At 40.7% G+C, this 21,342-nt stretch carries 14 protein-coding genes; 10 read left to right on the forward strand and 4 right to left on the reverse strand.

Translation table 11 applies throughout. The features are described 5' to 3' along the window. The first annotated feature begins 195 nt into the window (after positions 1–195). Together Q0K96_RS03110 and Q0K96_RS03115 are read left to right on the forward strand one after the other, a co-directional pair. On the forward strand, positions 196–2,109 hold the full coding sequence (locus Q0K96_RS03110) for an ATP-binding protein (protein ID WP_297332548.1): 1,914 nt from the start codon (positions 196–198) through the stop codon (positions 2,107–2,109). Next, positions 2,096–2,494, forward strand: a complete 399-nt coding sequence (locus Q0K96_RS03115; RefSeq protein WP_297332549.1) for a response regulator — start codon at positions 2,096–2,098, stop codon at positions 2,492–2,494. The genes Q0K96_RS03110 and Q0K96_RS03115 overlap by 14 nt, the downstream gene beginning before the upstream one ends. A 2-nt stretch (positions 2,495–2,496) precedes the next feature. Here the strand turns inward: Q0K96_RS03115 and Q0K96_RS03120 are convergent, their stop codons facing one another. After that, entirely contained in the window at positions 2,497–4,989 is a 2,493-nt protein-coding gene (locus Q0K96_RS03120; RefSeq protein ID WP_297332550.1) for a M14 family metallopeptidase, read from the reverse strand. Between the two features lie 151 nt (positions 4,990–5,140). Here Q0K96_RS03120 and pheT point away from each other — a divergent pair, with 151 nt between their 5' ends. Next, entirely contained in the window at positions 5,141–7,609 is a 2,469-nt protein-coding gene (gene pheT / locus Q0K96_RS03125; protein ID WP_297332551.1) for a phenylalanine--tRNA ligase subunit beta, read from the forward strand. A gap of 64 nt (positions 7,610–7,673) precedes the next feature. On the opposite strand, the gene Q0K96_RS03130 is transcribed toward pheT, so the two are convergent. After that, on the reverse strand, positions 7,674–8,957 hold the full coding sequence (locus Q0K96_RS03130) for a tetratricopeptide repeat protein (RefSeq protein WP_297332552.1): 1,284 nt from the start codon (positions 8,955–8,957) through the stop codon (positions 7,674–7,676). 17 nt (positions 8,958–8,974) lie between these two features. Beyond that, positions 8,975–11,530 carry a DNA gyrase subunit A gene (gyrA, locus tag Q0K96_RS03135; protein WP_297332553.1) on the reverse strand — a complete coding sequence of 852 codons (2,556 nt, stop codon included), beginning with the start codon at positions 11,528–11,530 and terminating at the stop codon, positions 8,975–8,977. Between the two features lie 274 nt (positions 11,531–11,804). Here gyrA and Q0K96_RS03140 point away from each other — a divergent pair, with 274 nt between their 5' ends. From Q0K96_RS03140 to Q0K96_RS03160, 5 genes are all read left to right on the forward strand, one after another. Further along, positions 11,805–14,351 (forward strand): ATP-dependent Clp protease ATP-binding subunit, encoded by a 2,547-nt coding sequence (locus Q0K96_RS03140; protein ID WP_297332554.1) that lies wholly within the window; start codon positions 11,805–11,807, stop codon positions 14,349–14,351. Between the two features lie 133 nt (positions 14,352–14,484). Beyond that, a complete protein-coding gene (rimK, locus tag Q0K96_RS03145) occupies positions 14,485–15,876 on the forward strand; it encodes a 30S ribosomal protein S6--L-glutamate ligase (RefSeq protein ID WP_297332555.1) in 1,392 nt (463 codons plus the stop codon). Beyond that, positions 15,873–16,064, forward strand: coding sequence for a gliding motility protein GldL (locus Q0K96_RS03150; protein WP_297332556.1), 192 nt, complete (start codon positions 15,873–15,875; stop codon positions 16,062–16,064). The genes rimK and Q0K96_RS03150 overlap by 4 nt, the downstream gene beginning before the upstream one ends. Next, positions 16,061–16,453: a hypothetical protein gene (locus Q0K96_RS03155; RefSeq protein ID WP_297332557.1), complete on the forward strand. Its 393-nt coding sequence runs from the start codon at positions 16,061–16,063 to the stop codon at positions 16,451–16,453. The genes Q0K96_RS03150 and Q0K96_RS03155 overlap by 4 nt, the downstream gene beginning before the upstream one ends. 9 nt (positions 16,454–16,462) lie before the next feature. Then, a complete protein-coding gene (locus Q0K96_RS03160; protein WP_297332558.1) occupies positions 16,463–16,999 on the forward strand; it encodes a GNAT family protein in 537 nt (178 codons plus the stop codon). A gap of 57 nt (positions 17,000–17,056) precedes the next feature. Here Q0K96_RS03160 and Q0K96_RS03165 read toward each other — a convergent pair whose 3' ends face one another. Further along, positions 17,057–18,682 (reverse strand): ATP-binding cassette domain-containing protein, encoded by a 1,626-nt coding sequence (locus Q0K96_RS03165; RefSeq protein WP_297332559.1) that lies wholly within the window; start codon positions 18,680–18,682, stop codon positions 17,057–17,059. Positions 18,683–18,833: 151 nt separating this feature from the next. On the opposite strand from Q0K96_RS03165, the gene Q0K96_RS03170 reads away from it, so the two are divergent. Next, positions 18,834–20,222 (forward strand): redoxin family protein, encoded by a 1,389-nt coding sequence (locus Q0K96_RS03170; protein WP_297332560.1) that lies wholly within the window; start codon positions 18,834–18,836, stop codon positions 20,220–20,222. 89 nt (positions 20,223–20,311) lie between these two features. Continuing rightward, complete coding sequence (locus Q0K96_RS03175) at positions 20,312–21,322, forward strand: aldo/keto reductase (protein ID WP_297332561.1); 1,011 nt, start codon at positions 20,312–20,314, stop codon at positions 21,320–21,322. Positions 21,323–21,342 lie beyond the last annotated feature (20 nt).

Raw genomic sequence — 21,342 nt, forward strand, 5'->3', positions numbered from 1 at the left:
ATTAATTTTATTTTCTGAATTTGTTTTTCTAAAATCTCGCTTTAAGATTGTCAATCATTGTGCCAATGGGAAAAACACCCTTTAATTGTGACAGTAATATGACAACATGACACATCTCAACAACTGTTAAAAAAATTTCGCTATATAGTTAAAAAACACTATTTTTATAAACACCACATATTAAAAAATTATTAAGTGAATAACACCCAAGAAACTTATTGCAAACTGGCGCGATTATCAGCAGTGATGGTAATATTGTTGGGTATATATGTACTTTTTTTTAAAACAATCAGCCGCTTACCTGTTAATTTAGGCGACCTGCCGATGGCGCTTGATTCCGGTTTTTGCTTTTTATTGCTGGGTATTTCATTATTATTACAATTAACTGCAAAAAAAGAATTTAAATTATTATCATTTATATTCTCAGCAGTAGTTGGTATTCATGCTTTAGTATTGCCTCCGGGTATATTGTCAGGTCATCCTGCTGTTGAAAGATTAAATTTTGGTATGGCACCGCAAACAGCATTATGTTTTTGCCTGTGTTCAGTTGCCGTAATTTTAAGGCAGGCACGCCTTACAATATTAAGAAAGGCATCTGCTTATGCTTTTAATACGGTTACCCTTATTGCTCTTGTGGTAACTATAGGTTATTTAATCAGCGTTCCTGAGTTATATTCTTTTTCTTTTGTGCCTATGTCTATATATGCGGCAGTGGGCTTTATAATCTTTTCGGCTTCTGCCTCCCTGTTAAATCCTAATATGGGTTTAACATCTGTATTTACAGGCAAAAAAATAGGCAACATCATGGCACGCCGAATTTTTGCCGAACTTATCATATCTATAATACTGCTTGGCTATTTGCATGTTTTAGATCATAGGTATCATTGGTTTAGTCATGAATTTAGTGCAGCTTTACAAACTGTTATACTTATTTTTATAGGATTATTTATAATATGGGAAACTTCTGAAAAGCTGAACAATGCCCAGGCCGAAAAAGACATGGCCCAGGAAAACTTTAAAATTGCTGTTGACTCTGCACCTTATGCCCTTGTTATTTCTAATGCCGATGGTAAGATTATACTTGCCAATCATCAAACTGAACTTTTATATGGTTATAAAAAGAGGGAGTTAATAGGCCAGTCGGTAAAGCTGCTTCTGCCAAAAATAATGCACAACGATTATGAAGAAAGAAAAGCAAGTTTCTTCAGGAGGCAGGTTACTGTTCATTTTAAGGGCACAGAAGATGATGAAATGCTTATAACTGCTGATAAGTATGGCAATGAATTTCCTGTAGAAATGGTTTTTATACCTATAAAAACAGAAAGAGAGGTTTTGTGCCTTACCTCTGTAATTGATGTTACTGAAAGGAAAAAATATGAAGATATAATTAAACGGCAGGTTACAGAGCTGCAGTTTAAAAACCAGGAACTGGAACAATTTAATTATATAGCCTCGCACGACTTGCAGGAACCGCTTCGCACTGTTGCTAATTACATTCAACTGCTTGAAGAAGATTACCCTGAACAGATAAATGATGAAATAAAAGTACACCTTTCTGCTATGGATGCTGCCATTGTAAGAATGAGCACGCTGGTGAAATCATTACTTATATTTGGTAAGCTTGGGCGTAATAAAAAGATGACACTGATTGATTGCTCTGTATTAGTAGAAAATGTACTCTCTGATCTTAGTAGTCTTATCTCCTCAAAAAATGCAGTAATAGAAGTTGAAGGAAAGTTGCCAATACTTAATGGTTACGAAACAGAATTGCGCCTGCTTTTCCAGAACCTTATAAACAACGCTATAAAATTTACTGCACCCGGCACAACACCTTTTGTAACAATATCATGTAGTGAAGAAAAAGGCTTTTACAGCTTCTATATAGCTGATAACGGGATTGGGATTGACCCTCAGTATAATGAAAAGATATTTCATATATTTCAGCGGCTTAATAAAGCCGAAGAGTTTGAAGGCCACGGCATAGGCCTTGCCCATTGCAAAAAAATTGCAGAAATGCATGGCGGCAAAATATGGGCCGAACCACGCGAAGGAGGAGGTACAGTTTTTACATTTACCATATTGAATTTAAAGGGTTATGAGACAGCTTAATTGCATAATGCTTATTGATGACAATAAGATTGACAATTTCTTTCACGAAAGGGTAATCCGCAAAAATAATGCGGCACATAACATTATAATCAGGGAGTCCGGGCGTGAAGCTCTTGACTACCTTACTGATACTAACTCGTTACTGCCCGATCTTATTTTTCTGGACATTAATATGCCCGGAATGAACGGGTGGGAATTTATAGAGCATTATAAGCTACTTAATCCGCAATTGCAAAACAGCATGATTGTGGTTATGCTTAGTACATCTGACAATCCGGACGACAGGGCAATGGCACTGACACAAGGAATTCTTGCCGATTTTAAATCGAAGCCCTTAACCAAAGAAATGCTTGATGAGGTATTTAACAGGCTTTATTCCGAATAAATTTAGTTTACCAAAAAAAGTGCGTTACTGAAAAGTAAATTTCCGTTTTCCCAAAATCCCCTGAATAAAGGGTTATCTACCATATATATTACTTTACCCTTCCCTTTCTGCTCTACGGCAAAGGTTACGGTATTTTGCAGTTCTTTTTTGAGGTTGCTGCCAATAAAGCCAAAACTTTTATAGCCTTGCGGCACATAGATAACATTTTGCGCACCGGCAAGCAATTGGTAATACTGCCCTGATGTTTTAAGGCTGAAATATTTAGTGCCAAGCCCATATGCAAGCGGGTGGCTTACATCTGCTATATTCTCTACAATAGCTCCGGGTACAGAATTTGATATTGAACGCCTTTCTGAACCTTCATAGTCAGAGAAGCGTTCCGATAAATAAGTTTCCTCCCCTGTAACTTTATCAGCGTCTTCAGCAAATTTTGTAAGGCTGTATCCGGGCGCGTCTTCAAAAATATTTAGTGCACCGCCAACAGCTATAACCTTACCGCCATTGGTAATAAAGCTGCCAATCTTTTCTTTTTGGGCATCTGTAAAATCATACCGTCCGTCTGCCAGTACGAGCGTATTAAACTCCGAAAAATCAATTCGGCTAAAGTGCTGTATATCTATTATACTAACCGGGTAATTGATAACATTGTCCATATAATGCCAAACCTGTCCAAAATCGGTAGCGCTTATACCCTCACCAGCAAGCAATACTACTTTAGGCGCTTCGAGAAGCGGGTAAAACTCACCGCCCAAGTCAGCACCGCTCACAGAAAAGCCGCTGTCTATTACTTCATAATCGGGCTTGTCTGCTACTAAAATACTTATAGTTTGTTCAAAATCAGCTATATGCCTGTTGTCGCTTTTAAGCACAATAAGGTCGCCCCTGTTTATCTTTATGCCCCTTAATGCCGATTCTTTGGCAGCATGGCGCACCTGCACTCCATTTTTATGAAGCAGTGCAAGTAGTTTTACCGACTCCCTGCCATTCCAGGGTACATAATAAGCATATACATTGTCATACTCCAGTTTGCCTTTATAGGATATGGTCCTTTTAGTTTTTACACCGGGTATGGTTTTAAGCGCATAGCTTTCTACACCATAAGCATGGGGCAGCGCCCATGCAGTAATATCATAAGACAGGCTGTCAGAAAGGCGCTGCTGCGGTTCAAACAATACCTGCGTGAGTAAAGCCTTTGGCTGGTTTGTGGTTACAATAAGATCATTAGGCTCTAATGTAAATTCTTTTTCACTGTCAGACTGGTAATGATAACCCGTCAGCTTGCGGGTTTCGTCAGCATAGGCATAAGCAATGTTGTTACGCTTTAGCAATTCTGAAAGCTGTATATTCTTACCGTTATTTTTTACTATATAAGCCCTGTATTTTCCTTTTGGGTTTTCCCGGCTGTCCTTAAAATAGCTCCTGAAGTTTTTAATGAGCTTTTCTTTTTGAAGGAAGGCTGTTTCAACAGCAGTAAGTACTGCGGCTGTGTGGTGGTTTATCCTGTCCTGAAGCGTTAAAACAGCTCCGTTGCGCATTTTTACGGCACGCCCGGCATTAATGCCGCCCTGCTCATATGTCATGCCTATGGCGCCGTTAAAGCACGGATAGGTATCGCCATAACTCGGGTAAAAAAGGTCGAACCGCTCGCGGGTATAGTAGCTCCACCCCTCTTTATCAAATTTTTTAGACGTATTCTGTCCTATCGATTCATGGAAATCTTTCTGGTACTGCGTTATAAAATCATGTATTGGTTCGGCAGCAGGCGGAAAGAAATACGGTTCATTATACCCCATTTCATGTACATCTACATGAACCATCGGCATCCATTCATTATATAAAGCCATGCGCTGGCGGGTTTCGGGCTGTGTTTGCCAGGCCCAGTCACGGTTAAGGTCATAAACATAATGGTTTTGCCTGCCCCCGGGCCATGGTTCCATGTGTTCCCTGTCCTGTGTGCCCGGGTGGGTGTTGAAGCCTGTAACTGAGCGCAGCCAGTTGCCATAATGCGCATAACCGTCCGGGTTAAGGCACGGGTCAAGTATTACAATTGTATTTTTAAGCCATTCCTGCACATTGGTGTTTTGTGAGTTTACAAGCTCATAGGCTACCTGCATGGCGCTTTCGGCAGCGGCAGGCTCATTACCGTGTACATTAAAGCTTAACCATATAATGACTTTATCTGCAATAACAGTTGTTTTAGCCGTCGCCATTCCTATTGCATTCAGGTGGCTTTGCCTTATGTCCTGCAATGCCTTAAGGTTTTCGGGCGCAGAAATAAAATAAACGTTCAACTCCCTTTCTTCAGGGGTTTCACCATAAGGCTGCTGCATAATGCGGTCTGACTGCTGTACAAGCTGTGCAAAATAACTTTCAAGCTGGTGATAATAGGTAACGTGTTCTCCGTAATTAGGTAAAAACTGCTCAGGGCTTTTAACCTGTGCCTGTACCGCAAAGGTTACTGCAACAAACAGCAGGGTTATATATATTTTTTTCATGTACCGTTTTTAGAAATCCAAATGTAAGGATTTTACAACATACCTTTTAAAACAACGCGGAACAGCATATATAATTTCTCTAAATAACAATAAGGGCAAAGCTATTTAAGGGGTAATTATTATCTTTGCTTGCTTTAAAAAGAATCACCAAATGCGTATATCCTATAACTGGTTAAAACAATTCATTAAATTAGACTGGACTTCTGAAGAAACTGCAGCATTACTCACTGATCTTGGACTTGAGGTTGAGGGTGTTGATAAATATGAATCGGTAAAAGGCGGTTTACAGGGCGTTGTTGTGGGCCATGTGCTTACCTGCGTACCCCACCCGAATGCGGACAGGCTCCGCATAACAACAGTTGACCTGGGTGACGGTACACCCGTTCAGATTGTTTGCGGTGCGCCAAACGTTGCGGCAGGGCAAAAAGTGCCTGTAGCCACAGTTGGCACAGATTTATATGATAAGGAAGGTAACCATATACACATTAAGAAAGGAAAAATCCGCGGGGAAGACAGCTTCGGGATGATATGTGCCGAGGATGAACTTGGCCTTGGCGAAAGCCACGATGGTATTATGTTGCTTGCAGAAGACCTTAAGCCAGGAACACCTGCTTCTAAGCTGTTTAATATTGAGAACGATGAAGTATTTGAAATAGGGCTTACACCCAACCGCGCCGATGCCATGAGCCACTGGGGCGTGGCACGCGACCTGCGTGCAGGGCTTACCCAGAAAAATGTGCATACAGAACTTATTACACCTTCTGTAAGTAACTTCAGGGTAGATAAGCGCACGCTTAAGATGGATGTTAAGGTTGATGACAATAAACTGATACCAAGATACTGCGGGGTAACTATTTCCGGGATAACGGTTAAACCGTCTCCTGCATGGCTGCAAAACAGGCTGAAAGCTATAGGCATCACTCCGAAAAATAATATTGTGGATGTAACCAATTATGTGCTGCACGAACTTGGGCAGCCGCTTCATGCTTTTGATGCCGCAAAAATAAGAGGCAATAAAGTTATTGTTAAAACAGCTGAAGCAGGCACAAAATTCGTTACGCTTGACGATGTTGAAAGGACATTGCACGAAGAAGATATTGTTATTTGCGACGAAAACGGGCCAATGTGCATTGCGGGTGTTCTGGGCGGAAAAAATTCGGGGGTTACAGAGAACACTTCTTCTGTTTTTCTTGAGAGTGCTTACTTTAATCCGGTATCCATACGCAAAACAGCAAAAAGGCACAGCATAAGCTCTGACTCATCTTTCCGTTTTGAACGGGGCATAGACCCAACCATAACGCAATATGCACTTAAAAGGGCTGCATTGCTTATACAGGAAACAGCAGGTGGCGAAATAACATCAGACATTATAGACATACACCCAAAAAAGATAGAAGACCATGCTGTTTTCCTTAACTTTAATAATGTAAAACGTATTATTGGCCAGGAAATTCCGGTAGAGACTATAAAAAAGATTTTAGTATCGCTTGATATAAAAATAACTACAATGTCCGAAATCGGGCTTGGGCTTACCATACCTTCTTACAGGGTTGATGTAGAAAGAGAAATAGACGTTATTGAAGAAGTGCTTAGGGTTTACGGATATAATAATATTAACTTTACCCAAAAGCTTAATGCCTCTATATCCAACTCTTCGAGAACAGAAGATTATAAACTGCAAAATATTGTTGCAAACCAGCTTACAGCGCTTGGTTTTAACGAAATGATGGCTAATTCACTTACAAGGCCGGAATATGCAAAACTAAGTGACAGCCTTAAAGAGGAATTTAATGTTTTAATGCTTAACCCTTTAAGCAGCGATCTTTCTGCCATGAGGCAGTCATTACTCTTTAGCGCACTTGAGGCGGTATCATTCAACATTAACAGGAGGCGTGCCGACCTTAAGCTGTTTGAGTTCGGCAAAACATACCACAAGCTGCCGTCGGGCTATGATGAGAACAAGCACTTATCATTAACTGTTACGGGTAATCGTCAGACAGAAAGTTGGACAAAACTTAAAAATGAAAAAACGGTAAGTGATTTCTGGATGTTCAAGGGAATAATAACAATAGTACTGGAAAGACTTGGCATATCAAAGTATAAAACAGAACTTATAAATAATGATGTTTTTGCAGAAGGTCTTGCTTTTACAGTAGGATCTGATATTATCGTGGAAATGGGTACTGTTAAAAAAAGTATTTTGAAGGAATTCGGAATTTATAGCCAACCTGTTGCAAAAATGTTTGACGAGTTTGAACAAAATGTTTTCTACGCTGACTTTAACTGGGGCGCTATTATTAAACTGGTATCGGTTAAAATGAAGTTTACCGAAATATCAAAATTCCCTGCAGTCCGCCGCGACCTTTCCCTGCTTGTTGACTCTGCCACTTCTTTTGAGGAATTGTATAACATAGCAAGACAAACGGAAAAATCGCTCCTTAAAGAGATTAGTCTGTTTGATGTTTATGAAGGCAAGAACCTGCCGGAAGGTAAAAAATCATATGCAGTAAGCTTTACATTACAGGACAGCAACAAAACGCTTACAGATGAGCAGATCGATAAGATTATGAACAAAATTAGGCAGAACCTTGAAACACAGGCTGGAGCCCAGTTAAGATAATTCATGTACAGATATAAAAAATGCCCGCATTAGCGGGCATTTTTATTTATATGATGATAAGATATTATTGCTGTGCTTTCAGCGCTTTGTACTTATCTGTCATTTCAAGGCCCTGGTACATTGTTAATAAAAGGCTCCTGATGTCTTCATTCTTAGGCTCAATTTTGTTTGCCTTTTCAAGATAAACAACCGCCTTTTTATACATGTCGTCTCTTTGCTTCTTTAGCTCGTCATAGCGGGCCATATCTTTTTTAGAAGTGCCCAGCTTGTTCATTTCATCTACAACTTTCTGTTCTCCGTCAAGCTGAAGTATCGCAAGGTTTTGGTAAGCAGCCACAAAATCGGGCTTAAGCTCTATTGCTTTTTCATAATATTGTTTTGCTTCTGCTGCATTTCCTGATTTAGATGTAGTTACACCCAGGTTAAAATACAAGTTAGGATCTTTAGAACCTTTATTAAGTATTTCTGTTACCGCTTTCTTGTAGTTCTCTAAATCATTTGCCTCAAGAAAAATCTGTGCTTCTGCGGTAAGCAGCGTAATATCATCAGGGTTTGCTTTCTTAGCAGCGGCAATAGCTTGTTTTGCCTTATCTGTCTGGCCCTGTTGTATGTAAAGTAAAGCAAGGTTCTTGATGATATCTCCCCTCTTAGATTCTTCCCTGAAGATGCCCGGTTCTGTGTAACCATTTTTAGCTACATACAGGTCACGTACTTTTTTATCTCCGAAATATTCTACTTCACCTTTAGAGTTTTTGGCAGTATAGTTTACAGATTTACCTGTAAAGCCTAAATCCCTTAACTCTGTGTAATATTCAATTGCCTTGTCATAATCCTGTCCGTTAACAGCATAAGCAGCGGCATTATAAAGGTATAGCGTATCTGTCGGGCTTATTCTGTAAACCTTTTCATATAACGGGTATGCAGCCTTAAAATTATTGGCTTTACCCATAGCGTTAGCCTGAGTTACAATACCTGCTTTTAGTTCCGGGAAAATCTGCTTTTGTATTTCCTCTGTATGCTCTTTCTTTTTCATACCTTTCTCAAGCTCAATAACCTTATTAAGGTCTGCAACAGCATTGTCAAGATATTTCATACCGGCAGCAGGGTTTGTAGCCATCTGTATAAAACCGTAAGCACCTTTATAGTAATAATAATCTGCCTTTTGCTCATTATCGGCATTTGCCATTTTAGGCTCAACCTCTTTAAGCAGCCTTTCAAATTCCTTAAGGTCTTCTGCAGTAGGCACATCTTTATTTGATATCTTTTTCAGCGCCTTCAGCTCATCCTTTTGGGCAAAAGCTCCTGCAGATAATAACAGTGCCGCAGCCACAATTACATATTTTTTCATTATCGTTTCTGTTTAAGTTATTCCTGGTTTTCGTTTTCGTCTGTAGCTTCAGTATCCGGCTCTATAAAACCTGTAACGCCGTTTTCGGCATCCATATTTTCAAGCACTTCATCTATAGCCTCGTCAACCGCTTCATCCTCACGCATTACTTTTGCCACCGCAGCAATAGAGTCGTTACCTTTTATGTTGATTAATCTCACTCCCTGTGTGGCACGCCCCATTACCCTTAAATCGGAAACCTTCATACGGATGGTTAACCCCGACTTGTTAATGATCATCAGGTCATCAATATCTGTAACACTGTTTATAGATACCAATGCCCCTGTCTTGTCAGTAATATTAAGGGTTTTAACACCTTTACCGCCACGGTTGGTTATCCTGTAATCTTCGAGGCTGGAACGCTTACCAAAGCCTTTTTCTGAAACTACAAGTATTTCACTCTCCATATCATTTACAGAAACCATGCCGATTACTTCATCATTATCATCTGCAAGCGTAATTCCGCGTACTCCCGAGGCACTGCGTCCCATTGGCCTGGTCTTGCCTTCTTCAAAACGCACCAGCTTACCGCTCTTAACAGCAAGAAGCACCTGGCTCTCGCCTGTAGTTAGCTTAGCCTCAAGTAGTTCATCATCTTCGCGTATAGTTATGGCATTAATACCATTAAGCCTTGGGCGGCTGTATTGCTCAAGCAATGTCTTTTTAACAACACCTTTTTTGGTAGCCATAATTACATAATGGCTGTTAATGTATTCCTCATCTTTTAAATCCTGCGTGCAGATAAAGGCTTTTACTTTATCGTCGCTCTCTATATTGATAAGATTTTGTATGGCGCGGCCTTTACTTGTTTTGGTTCCTTCGGGAATTTCATAAACACGCATCCAGAAACATTTTCCTTTTTGTGTAAAGAAAAGCATGTACTGGTGGTTGGTAGCCACGAACAGGTGCTCAAGGAAATCCTGGTCGCGGGTGGTAACACCTTTTTGGCCCACGCCCCCCCTGTTCTGGGTTTTATATTCGCTAAGCGGGGTACGCTTTATATAACCCGCATGCGATATGGTAATAACCACATTTTCGTCTGCGATAAGGTCTTCAATACTAACATCGCCACCGGCATATTCTATTTGAGAGCGGCGCTCATCGCCATATTTATCCCTAATTTCAGCAAGCTCTTCTTTAATTAGGTTCATTCGCAGTTCCTTACTTTCCAATAGGGCTTTTAACTCGGCAATAAGTTTCATTATATCTTCATACTCTGCCCTTAGCTTGTCCTGCTCAAGGCCTGTAAGCTGCCTTAGTCGCATTTCTACTATGGCACGCGCCTGAATTTCGGTCAGGTTAAACCTTTCCATTAATCTACCCCTTGCCTCTTCACCGTCTTTAGAGCCACGGATAATCTGTATAACCTCGTCAATATTATCAGAGGCTATAATAAGCCCTTCTAATATGTGCGCCCTTTCTTCGGCTTTCCTCAGGTCAAACTGTGTACGCCTCACCACAACATCATGCCTGTGCTCTACAAAGTAGTGTATCAGGTCTTTAAGGTTTAGCATTTGCGGCCTTCCTTTAACAAGCGCAATATTGTTTACACTGAATGATGCCTGTAGCTGGGTATATTTATAAAGTGTATTAAGCACTACGTTTGGCACAGCATCCTTTTTAAGGATGTACACAATACGCATACCTTTCCTGTCCGACTCATCACGTATATTGGAGATACCTTCTATTCGTTTTTCATTAACAAGGTCGGCGGTTTTTTTAATCATTTCCGCTTTGTTAACCTGGTACGGTATCTCGGTAACAATGATACATTCGCGCCCGTCAACCTCTTCAAACTGAACTTTACCGCGCAGCACTATCCTGCCGCGGCCTGTTTTAAAAGCTTCCCTTACTCCGTCATATCCATATACCACACCTCCGGTAGGGAAATCAGGAGCCTTAACGTGCTCCATCAGCTCATCTATTTCTATATCTGTATTATCAATATAAGCAAGGGTTCCGTTAATAACCTCTGTAAGGTTATGTGGCGGCATGTTGGTAGCCATACCTACTGCAATACCGGAGGCGCCGTTTACAAGCAAATTAGGTATTCTTGTAGGCATTACGGTTGGCTCGTGCAGGGTATCATCAAAGTTAAGCTGAAAATCTACTGTTTCCTTTTCAATATCAGCCATTATTTCTTCCGATACCTTTCGCATCCTTGCCTCGGTATAACGCATTGCCGCCGGGCTGTCGCCGTCTATAGAACCAAAGTTACCCTGGCCGTCTACAAGCATGTAGCGCATGCTCCAGTCCTGCGCCATACGCACCATTGCATCATATACAGAACTGTCTCCGTGGGGGTGGTATTTACCTAATACCTCTCCTACAATCCTTGCCGATTTTTTATAGGGGCGGTTAGACATTACGCCCAATTCATTCATTCCGTAAAGTACTCTTCTGTGTACGGGTTTCAAGCCATCTCTAACATCAGGAAGCGCCCTTGAAACAATTACCGACATTGAATAATCAATGTAGGCTGACTTCATTTCGTCTTCAATGTTAATCGGGATTAACTTTTCTCCTTCAGCCATAAGTATTTAAATTATATTTTTATATTATTATAAAACGCGCCAATATACGTATTTTAATTAGCATTTACTGGCAATAAGACTATAATTTTTTTAGTTTTATTAACAGTAAATATACCTCAAACGGTTAATAAAGTAATGCTAAAAGCCTTTTATTATTGTAGTATTTTTTGTCACTTAGCATTACTGTACATAACTATGTACAATTACAGGTATGGTTTTTGTAAAATCTTACTTAAATACTTAAATTTACACTATTAAGGAAAGGATGTATATTATGGATGATAATTTTTCACCAAGGGTCAAGGATGTAATTACCTACAGCAAAGAAGAAGCTTTGCGGTTAGGCCATGACTTTATTGGTACTGAACATTTAATGCTGGGTATCCTGAGAGACGGCAACGGCAAGGCTATCTCCATCTTAAACAGCATATCTGTTGATCTGGACCATCTGAGAAGAAAAGTGGAAATACTTAGCCCCGCCAACCCTAATGCGGACCGTAATGATAAAAAGAACCTTCATTTAACCCGCCAGGCCGAAAGGGCTTTAAGGACTACATTCCTGGAAGCCAAAGTTTTCCAGAGCACCTCTATCAGCACTGCGCACCTGCTGCTTTGCATTTTGCGCAATGAGAACGACCCTACAACAAAATTGCTGAATAAACTGAAAATAGATTACGAAACAGTAAAAGAACAATTCCTCAACATGACATCAAACGAAGAAGATTACCTTGAAAACCTGCCAAGAGCAGAGTCTTATAATGACGACGCAGGACAGGATGACAGTATGCGCGAAAGCTCATTCAACAATCCTTCTTCCGGCAATAAAACCAATAAAAAGTCTAAAACGCCTGTACTTGACAATTTTGGCCGCGACCTGACCGAACTTGCCGAAGACGGTAAACTTGACCCGGTTGTAGGCCGTGAAAAAGAAATTGAACGTGTTTCGCAAATACTTAGCCGCCGGAAAAAGAACAACCCGCTGCTAATTGGTGAGCCGGGTGTGGGTAAATCGGCTATTGCCGAGGGCCTCGCATTGCGCATTATTCAAAAGAAAGTATCGCGCATACTCTTTAACAAACGCGTGGTAACGCTCGATCTTGCCAGCCTTGTTGCAGGCACCAAGTACCGCGGGCAGTTTGAAGAACGTATGAAAGCCGTTATGAACGAGCTTGAAAAAAATGATGATATCATTCTTTTTATAGACGAAATACACACTATTGTTGGCGCAGGCGGCGCTACAGGCTCGCTGGATGCAAGCAATATGTTTAAACCGGCACTTGCACGTGGCGAAATACAATGCATTGGCGCCACTACGCTTGATGAGTACAGGCAGTATATAGAAAAAGACGGCGCGCTGGAGAGACGTTTCCAGAAAGTTATGGTAGAGCCTACAACTGTGGAGGAAACTATAATCATACTGAACAACATCAAAAATAAATATGAAGACCACCACAACGTTATTTATACCGATGAGGCCATAGAAGCGTGTGTGAAGCTTACAAGCCGCTATATGAGCGACCGCTTTTTACCGGACAAAGCTATTGACGCGCTTGATGAGGCGGGTTCTCGCGTGCACATTACCAATATTAACGTGCCAAAGCAGATACTTGACCTGGAAAGGCAGCTTGAAGAAGTGCGTGAGCTTAAAAACTCTGTAGTTAAAAAGCAGAAGTATGAAGAGGCTGCCAAACTTAGGGATGATGAAAAACGTATAGAGAAAGACCTTGCCATAGCACAGGAGCAATGGGAGGAAGATTCTAAAAACAACCGTATTACCGTTACCGAAGATAACGTTGCCGATGTGGTAAGCATGATGACAGGCATACCTGTTAACCGTATTGCACAAACAGAAAGCAACAAGCTGGCTAAACTACCCGAACTTATTAAAGGTAAAGTTATAGGCCAGGATGAAGCGGTGCTTAAAATTGCCCGCTCTATACAGCGTAACCGTGCAGGGCTTAAAGACCCTAACAAACCTATTGGCTCTTTTATATTTTTAGGGCAAACCGGTGTGGGTAAAACACAGCTTGCCAAAGTAATAGCAAAAGAGCTGTTTGACAGCGAAGATGCCCTTGTGCGTATAGACATGAGCGAGTATATGGAAAAATTTGCCATATCAAGGCTTGTGGGTGCGCCTCCGGGATATGTAGGGTATGAAGAAGGCGGACAGCTTACCGAAAAAGTAAGAAGAAAACCTTATAGCGTTGTACTGCTTGACGAAATAGAAAAAGCACACCCTGACGTATTTAACATGATGCTTCAGGTACTTGACGATGGCTACCTAACAGACAGTCTGGGCCGTAAGATAGACTTTAAAAATACTATCATCATCATGACATCTAATGTTGGTGCAAGGCAGCTTAAAGATTTTGGGCAAGGTGTTGGCTTCGGTACATCTGCCAAAAAGTCACAGGCAGGCGAACACGCAAAAGGTGTTATAGAAGCTGCGCTTAAAAAAACATTTGCACCCGAGTTCCTTAACAGGGTTGATGATGTAATTGTGTTTAACCCGCTTGAAAAAGAAGATATTGATAAAATCATCAATATTGAGCTTGACAAGCTGTATGCAAGGATAAAAGAGCTTGGCTATAACATTACATTATCTGATAAAGCGAAAGAATTTATTGCTGATAAAGGTTTTGATAAGCAATATGGCGCAAGGCCGCTTAAAAGGGCAATACAAAAATATGTAGAAGATACCCTTGCGGAAGAGATAATTACCTCTAAGATATCTAGCGGAGATGAAATTTTTATGGATCTTGATGAAGATACTAAAGAACTTGTTGTTACTATTAAAAAGGCACAAAACCCTGCCGGATAACAACATAAGGTTTATTGATACTAAAATCCCTGCGGCTTTAAGCGCCGCAGGGATTTTTTTTCTTATAAAATATTTAAAGCCCTTTTTTCAATAAAAAAAAGTAGTACTTTAGATTATATAATCTATTCTTAAAATGTTTGACAAAGTTATTGTAGGCAGCGAAGAGTGGTGCGCTTTTCCGCAATTAGGCATCCCCACGATTAAAGCCCGTGTAGATTCCGGCGCAAAAACATCAGCCTTGCATGCCATTAACATTACACCCTTTCAGAAAGACGGTGAAAATTGGGTTAAATTTGATATTAACCCAATACAAAACAATACCAAAACAGTACTGCATTGCCAGGCGCCTCTTGTAGATAAGCGCATCGTGAAAAGCTCCAGCGGCTATCGTGAAAAGCGATATGTTATAAAATCTGAAATACAGATTGGAGAGGCCCACTGGGATATAGAAGTTACCCTTACCAACAGGGACTCTATGGGTTTCCGTATGCTGCTGGGGCGCGAAGCCATGAGCGGGCGCATATTGGTAGACCCTGAGCAAAAGTACCTGCTTGGGCAGCCCACAACTGAAAAGCTGAAAGAATACTACGAAAAGAACGAAGAAACAAGAAGCGGGCTGCGCATAGGCTTATTAGCGAGCAACCCCGATTTATACAGCAACAGGCGCATTATGGAAGCGGGCGAGGCTCGCGGGCATGAAATGCACTTTTTAAACCTGAAGTACTGTTATATGAAACTCGATGCCGAAACCCCGGAAATTCATTACAGGGGCGGCAGGGTGCTTAATGATTTTGATGCTGTAATTCCGCGGATAAGGCCAAGCATGACATTTTATGGCTGTGCTCTCACGCGCCATTTTGAAGCGCTTAAGGTTTTTTGCCTTAATTCTGCGGCTGCAATAAGCCAGTCGAGAGATAAGTTGTATTCACTACAGCTTTTGCTTAACAGCGGTGTAGATATACCTACAACCGGTTTTGCCAACTCCCCTCTTGACACTAACGATCTTATAAAAATGGTAGGCGGCCCTCCGCTTATAGTTAAGCTGCTGGAAGGTACTCAGGGCAAAGGCGTAGTACTTGCTGAAACAAAGAAAGCGGCAGAGAGTGTTATTAATGCTTTTAAGAGCCTTAATGCCAACATACTGGTACAGGAGTTTATTAAAGAAGCAAACGGTAAAGACCTGCGCCTTTTTGTGATAGACGGTAAAGTAGTTGCATCTATTCAGCGTGAGGCATTGCCGGGAGAGTTCCGCGCAAATATACACCTGGGCGGCACCGCATCTATAATTAAAGCTACTGCCGAAGAGAAAAAAATTGCCATAAAGGCTGCCAAGGCAATGAACCTTAAGGTAGCGGGGGTAGATATTATACGTTCGTCTAAAGGGCCGCTATTGCTTGAGGTAAACTCCTCTCCCGGCCTTGAAGGGATAGAGGGCGCAACTGAAAAAGATATTGCAGGCGAAATGATACGCGCTATAGAAAAGAATTTTAAAATGAGGCGTACGCCTTTAGTAACCACCCCATGATGATTGCCAGGATACGTTATATACTCTCCATATTTATACTTGGCGCTTTGCTGGTTGTGGCAGGAGCCTTTATAAAGCTCATGCACTGGCCTTATGGTACCACATCTATTACAGCAGGCCTTATATTGCAGGGAGTTGCAGGTATTATGGTAATTATAAGGCTTCTTGCAGAAAGAAATGAAAAATGAAAAAACTTTACCTATTTACTTTTCTTATTATTGCTGCTGTATCTTACAGCCAGGCAGACTGCTCTAAATTCAGGAACGGTACTTTTAAATTTACCGACCCAGAAAGTAAAAAAGTATGCATAATTGACCGCGACGGGGATACGCAAACCGAAAGAGTAGAAAACTCTGATGAAGTGTATGAGTTCAGGGTAACGTGGACAGATAGCTGCACCTATACCATTTCGCCTACTTCATCAACCATTCAAAAAAAACCCGAGGTGCTTAAATTAGGTACTATGACAGTTAACATAACTCCTGTTACAGATACTACATATATACAGCTTATAAGGGTTGCAAACAGCCCTAAGTTTAAGCGCAGGGACGAAGTAGTAGCGGTTTCAGGTTTATAATTACTCTTTATGGATGCTCTGATAACTGAAAGGCTTATACTAAAAAAACTGACTCCGGAAGTGTACAAAGAGCTTTTTGAGGGTGGGGATGATGCAGCCATTACAGAATTTTTCGGGTTTACCAGTGATGAGGCCCTCGAAAAGGAAAAAGAGAACTATGCTAAAGGCATAGCAACCTATAACCGTTCTTTCATAAATTTCTTACTGGAAGAAAAGGAAACAGGGAAAGTAATAGGAAGTTGCGGTTTCCATACCTGGTACCCAAAACACCACAGAGCGGAAATAGGATATTCGATTTATGATGATGCACACAAAAGAAAAGGCTATATGGCAGAAGCACTTGAAGCAGTACTGCGCTATGGCTTTGTAGAAGCAAACCTGCACAGGGTTGAAGCACTGATAGCCGAAGAAAATGAAGCATCGCTAAAGCTGCTCCTAAAATTCGGGTTTCAGTATGAGGGCAGGCTAAGGCAGCATTATAATGTAAATGGCGTTATGGAAGACTCTATTATGTATGCTTTGCTAAAGCATGAATTCAGTAAATAAAAGCTAAAAATAGTAGCTGATAAAAAGAAGCCCGCAATTTATTTGCGGGCTTTTATATTACAGATTGTACATTTTCTTTCTTAACTCTTTAATCTTATCATCATCAAGATAATCATCAAAGGTCATGTAACGGTCTATAACACCATTCGGGGTAATTTCAAGTACCCTGTTCGCAACAGTCTGTGCAAACTCGTGGTCATGGGTTGTAAACAATACAGAACCTTTAAAGTTTTTTAAAGAGTTATTGAATGCGGTGATACTTTCAAGGTCAAGGTGGTTGGTAGGTTCATCAAGCATAAGCACATTTGCCCTTAGCATCATCATGCGCGATAGCATGCAGCGCACTTTCTCACCCCCGGAAAGCACCCTGCCGGTCTTAAGGGCTTCTTCTCCACTAAAAAGCATTTTACCTAAAAATCCGCGCACATATACCTCGTCACGTTCCTCTTCCGTTTTAGCCCACTGGCGCAGCCAGTCAACCAATGTAAGGTCGTTATCAAAAAACTCATGGTTATCTGCCGGCAAATAAGATTGTATGGTAGTAATTCCCCATTCAAAAGAACCGGTATCAGGCTGCATGTTGCCATTCAGTATTTCATAAAAGGCAGAAGTGGCACGCGAATCTTTAGAGAAAACCACAATCTTGTCACCTTTAGCCATGTTAAGGTCCACATCCTTAAACAGCACTTCACCTTCTATAGATGCGCTTAGGTTTTCTACGTTAAGTATCTGGTCTCCTGCCTCGCGCTCCTGCTCAAATATAATGGCAGGATACCTGCGGCTTGATGGTTTTATATCATCAACTTTAAGCTTCTCAAGCATTTTTTTACGGCTGGTTGCCTGCTTGCTCTTTGCCACGTTGGCACTAAAACGCATAATAAATTCCTGCAGCTCTTTTTTCTTTTCTTCAGCCTTTTTGTTTTGCTGGGCACGCTGCCTGGCGGCAAGCTGGCTCGACTCATACCAAAAGGTATAGTTCCCGGAATATTGGTTTATCTTACCGAAATCTATATCAGATATATGTGTACATACCGAATCTAAAAAGTGACGGTCGTGCGATACTACAATTACAGTATTTTCATAATTCGCCAGGAAATTTTCGAGCCATGAAATGGTTTCAAAATCCAGGTCGTTGGTAGGTTCGTCCATTATCAGCACATCAGGGTTGCCAAAAAGTGCCTGTGCCAAAAGCACACGAACCTTTAGCTTGCTATCCATATCAGCCATTTGTGTGTAATGATGCTCTTCCCCAATACCCAGATTAGACAGCAAAGCTGCTGCATCAGAGTCGGCATTCCAGCCGTTCATCTCTTCAAAAACAACCTGCAGCTCTCCTACCCTTTCGGCATCCTTATCGCCAAAGTCGGGCTTAAGGTATATTTCATCCATCTCCTTTTTAACCGAGTAAAGGGTTTTATTACCCATCATTACCGTTTCAAGAACCGTATATTCGTCAAACATATTGTGGTTCTGGTTAAGTACCGACATGCGCTTGCCCGGCTCAAGGTGCACATGACCCGATGTAGGGTCTATATCGCCTGCTAATATTTTTAAAAAAGTAGATTTTCCCGCACCATTGGCACCAATAATACCATAGCAATTGCCTTGTGTAAATGAAGTGTTAACTTCATCAAACAAAATTCTTTTACCAAATTGTACGGATAAATTTGAAACTGACAGCATTTTTTAATTTTTTTGCAAAAGTATAAAAAATAAGCCACTATACAGAGGCTTTACTGATAATGTAGCTATTAAGCCTAATTTAACTGTACTTTAACAAAGTGAGATGTTTATAAAAAATACTTTTGCTTTAATACAAATGTTTAAACAATTGATGTTTACAACCTATAAAACCTTACTTATATTGCTGGTTCTGTCAGTCATTGTTGTGTCCTGCCGGGATAAAGACAACGACTACAGCGCATACTTTGGCGGTGAGGTACAAAACCCCCGTACAGATTATGTTATTTTAAGCAAAGGAAATAATGTTATAGATACTATTCCGCTTGATAAAAACAACCGCTTTTTTGTAAAATTTGACTCTTTAACTCCCGGCCTTTACACCTTTAGGCATGAACCGGAATACCAGTATGTATATTTTGAGAAAAATGACAGCCTGCTGGTTTCTTTAAATGCGGATGATTTTGACCAGTCTATTGTTTTTAGCGGCAGGGGCGACAGGAAAAATAATTTCCTGATGGAACTGTACCTGATGAACGAAGCGGACAGGAATGACAGTTACCGTATATATGAATATGACTATAACAAATTTATTGCAGAAATAAATAGATCATATGCCGCACGTGAAGCTTTTTATAAAAAGAATAAGGAGAAAATTGACTGGAGTGATGAGTTTGATTTTTATGCACAAAACAGGCTTAAATTCAGCCAATACACAAAGAAAGAATATTACCCCTACCTGCACACATGGCGTACAGGCAATACTGCATCACTTCCTAAAGGTTATTACAACCACCGCAGTACAATAGATTATAATAACCCTAAGCTACTTCATTTTTCGCCGTTTTTAAGGTATTTAAACGCCATGCTTACCAACATGAGTAACTTTAAGGGGCAGCGCAGTAGCAACATTGAAGAAAGTTCGCTTAATGACAATATAGAAAAGCTGCATATAGCCGACTCTGTATTTACAGACGAAAATATTAAGAATGATATACTTGACAATATTGCATTTGCCTATTTGCTGGAAAACCAAAGCACGCAGAATAATAAAAAGTTTATAGACCATTATATTAAACTCTCGACTAATAAAAACAAGGAAAATGAAATTATGAGGCTTGCCGCCTCTATAAAAAACCTTGAAGAAGGCAATGCCTTACCGCAGGTAACCCTTGTTGACAAGGATAACAAGCCTTACAACTTAGCTAATGCCAAAGGCAAGGAAACCGTTATCTTTTTCTGGACTACATGTGCGCCATCTCATTACAACCAGGCCAACGAAAAAGTATCAGGGCTAAAAAAACAATTTCCTGACGTTAATTTTATAGCAGTTAATGTAGATGAGATGTCAGACTGGGTTAGTGCCGTAAAAAACTTAACCTGTAAGGATATCATACACCTGCGCGCAAGTGACTTTAACCTTGTACGCAAAAAATGGGCTGTAAACCAGCTTAACCGCACCATTTTACTAAATGCCGACGGCACCATTAAAAACGGCTTTACCAATCTTACCGACGAGAGTTTTGCCGAAAACCTGAAATGATTGATTTTTGCAACTTTATGTTTGATAGTCGCTAATCAAAACACGCCTGTTACTACTAACTTTGTATATCATCAAAATATAAAAGCAATATGAAATACAATTATTTAGGCAGCACCGGGCTTTTGGTATCTGAACTTTGCTTTGGCACAATGACTTTTGGCAGCCAGGGTATATGGAAGGTACTTGCAGGTGTGCAACAGGGTGAGGTTAACAGCCTTGTTAAAACCGTAGCCGATTCGGGTATCAACTTTTTTGATACTGCTAATATTTACTCTTTAGGAGAATCTGAAACCTTACTTGGCAATGCAATTAAATCTTTAGGGCTTAACCGCAACGAACTGGTTATTGCAACAAAGGTGAGAGGGAATATGGGCGAAGGCCCCAATGAGCAGGGCTTATCGCGTTACCATATTTTCTATTCGGTAGAAGACAGCCTGAAACGCCTGCAAATAAGCCATATCGATATCTTATATGTACACGGTGTGGATGCGAGGACTCCCGTAGAAGAAACCATGCGAGCGCTAAACGATCTTGTACTATCGGGCAAGGTGCGCTATATAGCCGTTTGTAACTGGCCGGCATGGATGGTTATGAAAGCTCAGGGCATAGCAGAAAAGAACGGCTGGAATAAATTTATTGGGCTGCAATACTTTTATTCGCTGGCAGGCAGGGATATTGAACGTGAAGTAGTGCCTATGGCAGAAGACCAGAAACTGGACATAATGCCGTGGAGCCCACTTGCCGGTGGTTTTCTTTCGGGAAAATATACCCGTGAAAATGAAGCTGCAGAAGGCCGCCGCGCTAATTTTGATTTTCCGCCTGTTAACAAAGAGAAAACTTATGATATTATAGATGTTATTTCAGAAATAGCAGGCCGGCACAATGCCACTACCGCACAGGTAGCCCTGGCATGGGTAAGAATGCAAAAAGGCATAACAAGTACCATTATTGGTGCAAAGACCGAAAAGCAACTACAGGATAATCTTAAATCAGTAAATATTACTTTATCTGAAGAAGAATTAAACCGCATTGACGAGGTAAGTGCACTGGTAAAAGAATATCCGCAGTGGATGGTAGAACGCCAGGCATACGGAAGATAATACATAGAAGGATATTTAAA

The sequence above is a fragment of the Flavobacterium sp. genome (assembly GCF_024305175.1).
Classification (GTDB): Bacteria; Bacteroidota; Bacteroidia; order Flavobacteriales; family Flavobacteriaceae; genus Flavobacterium.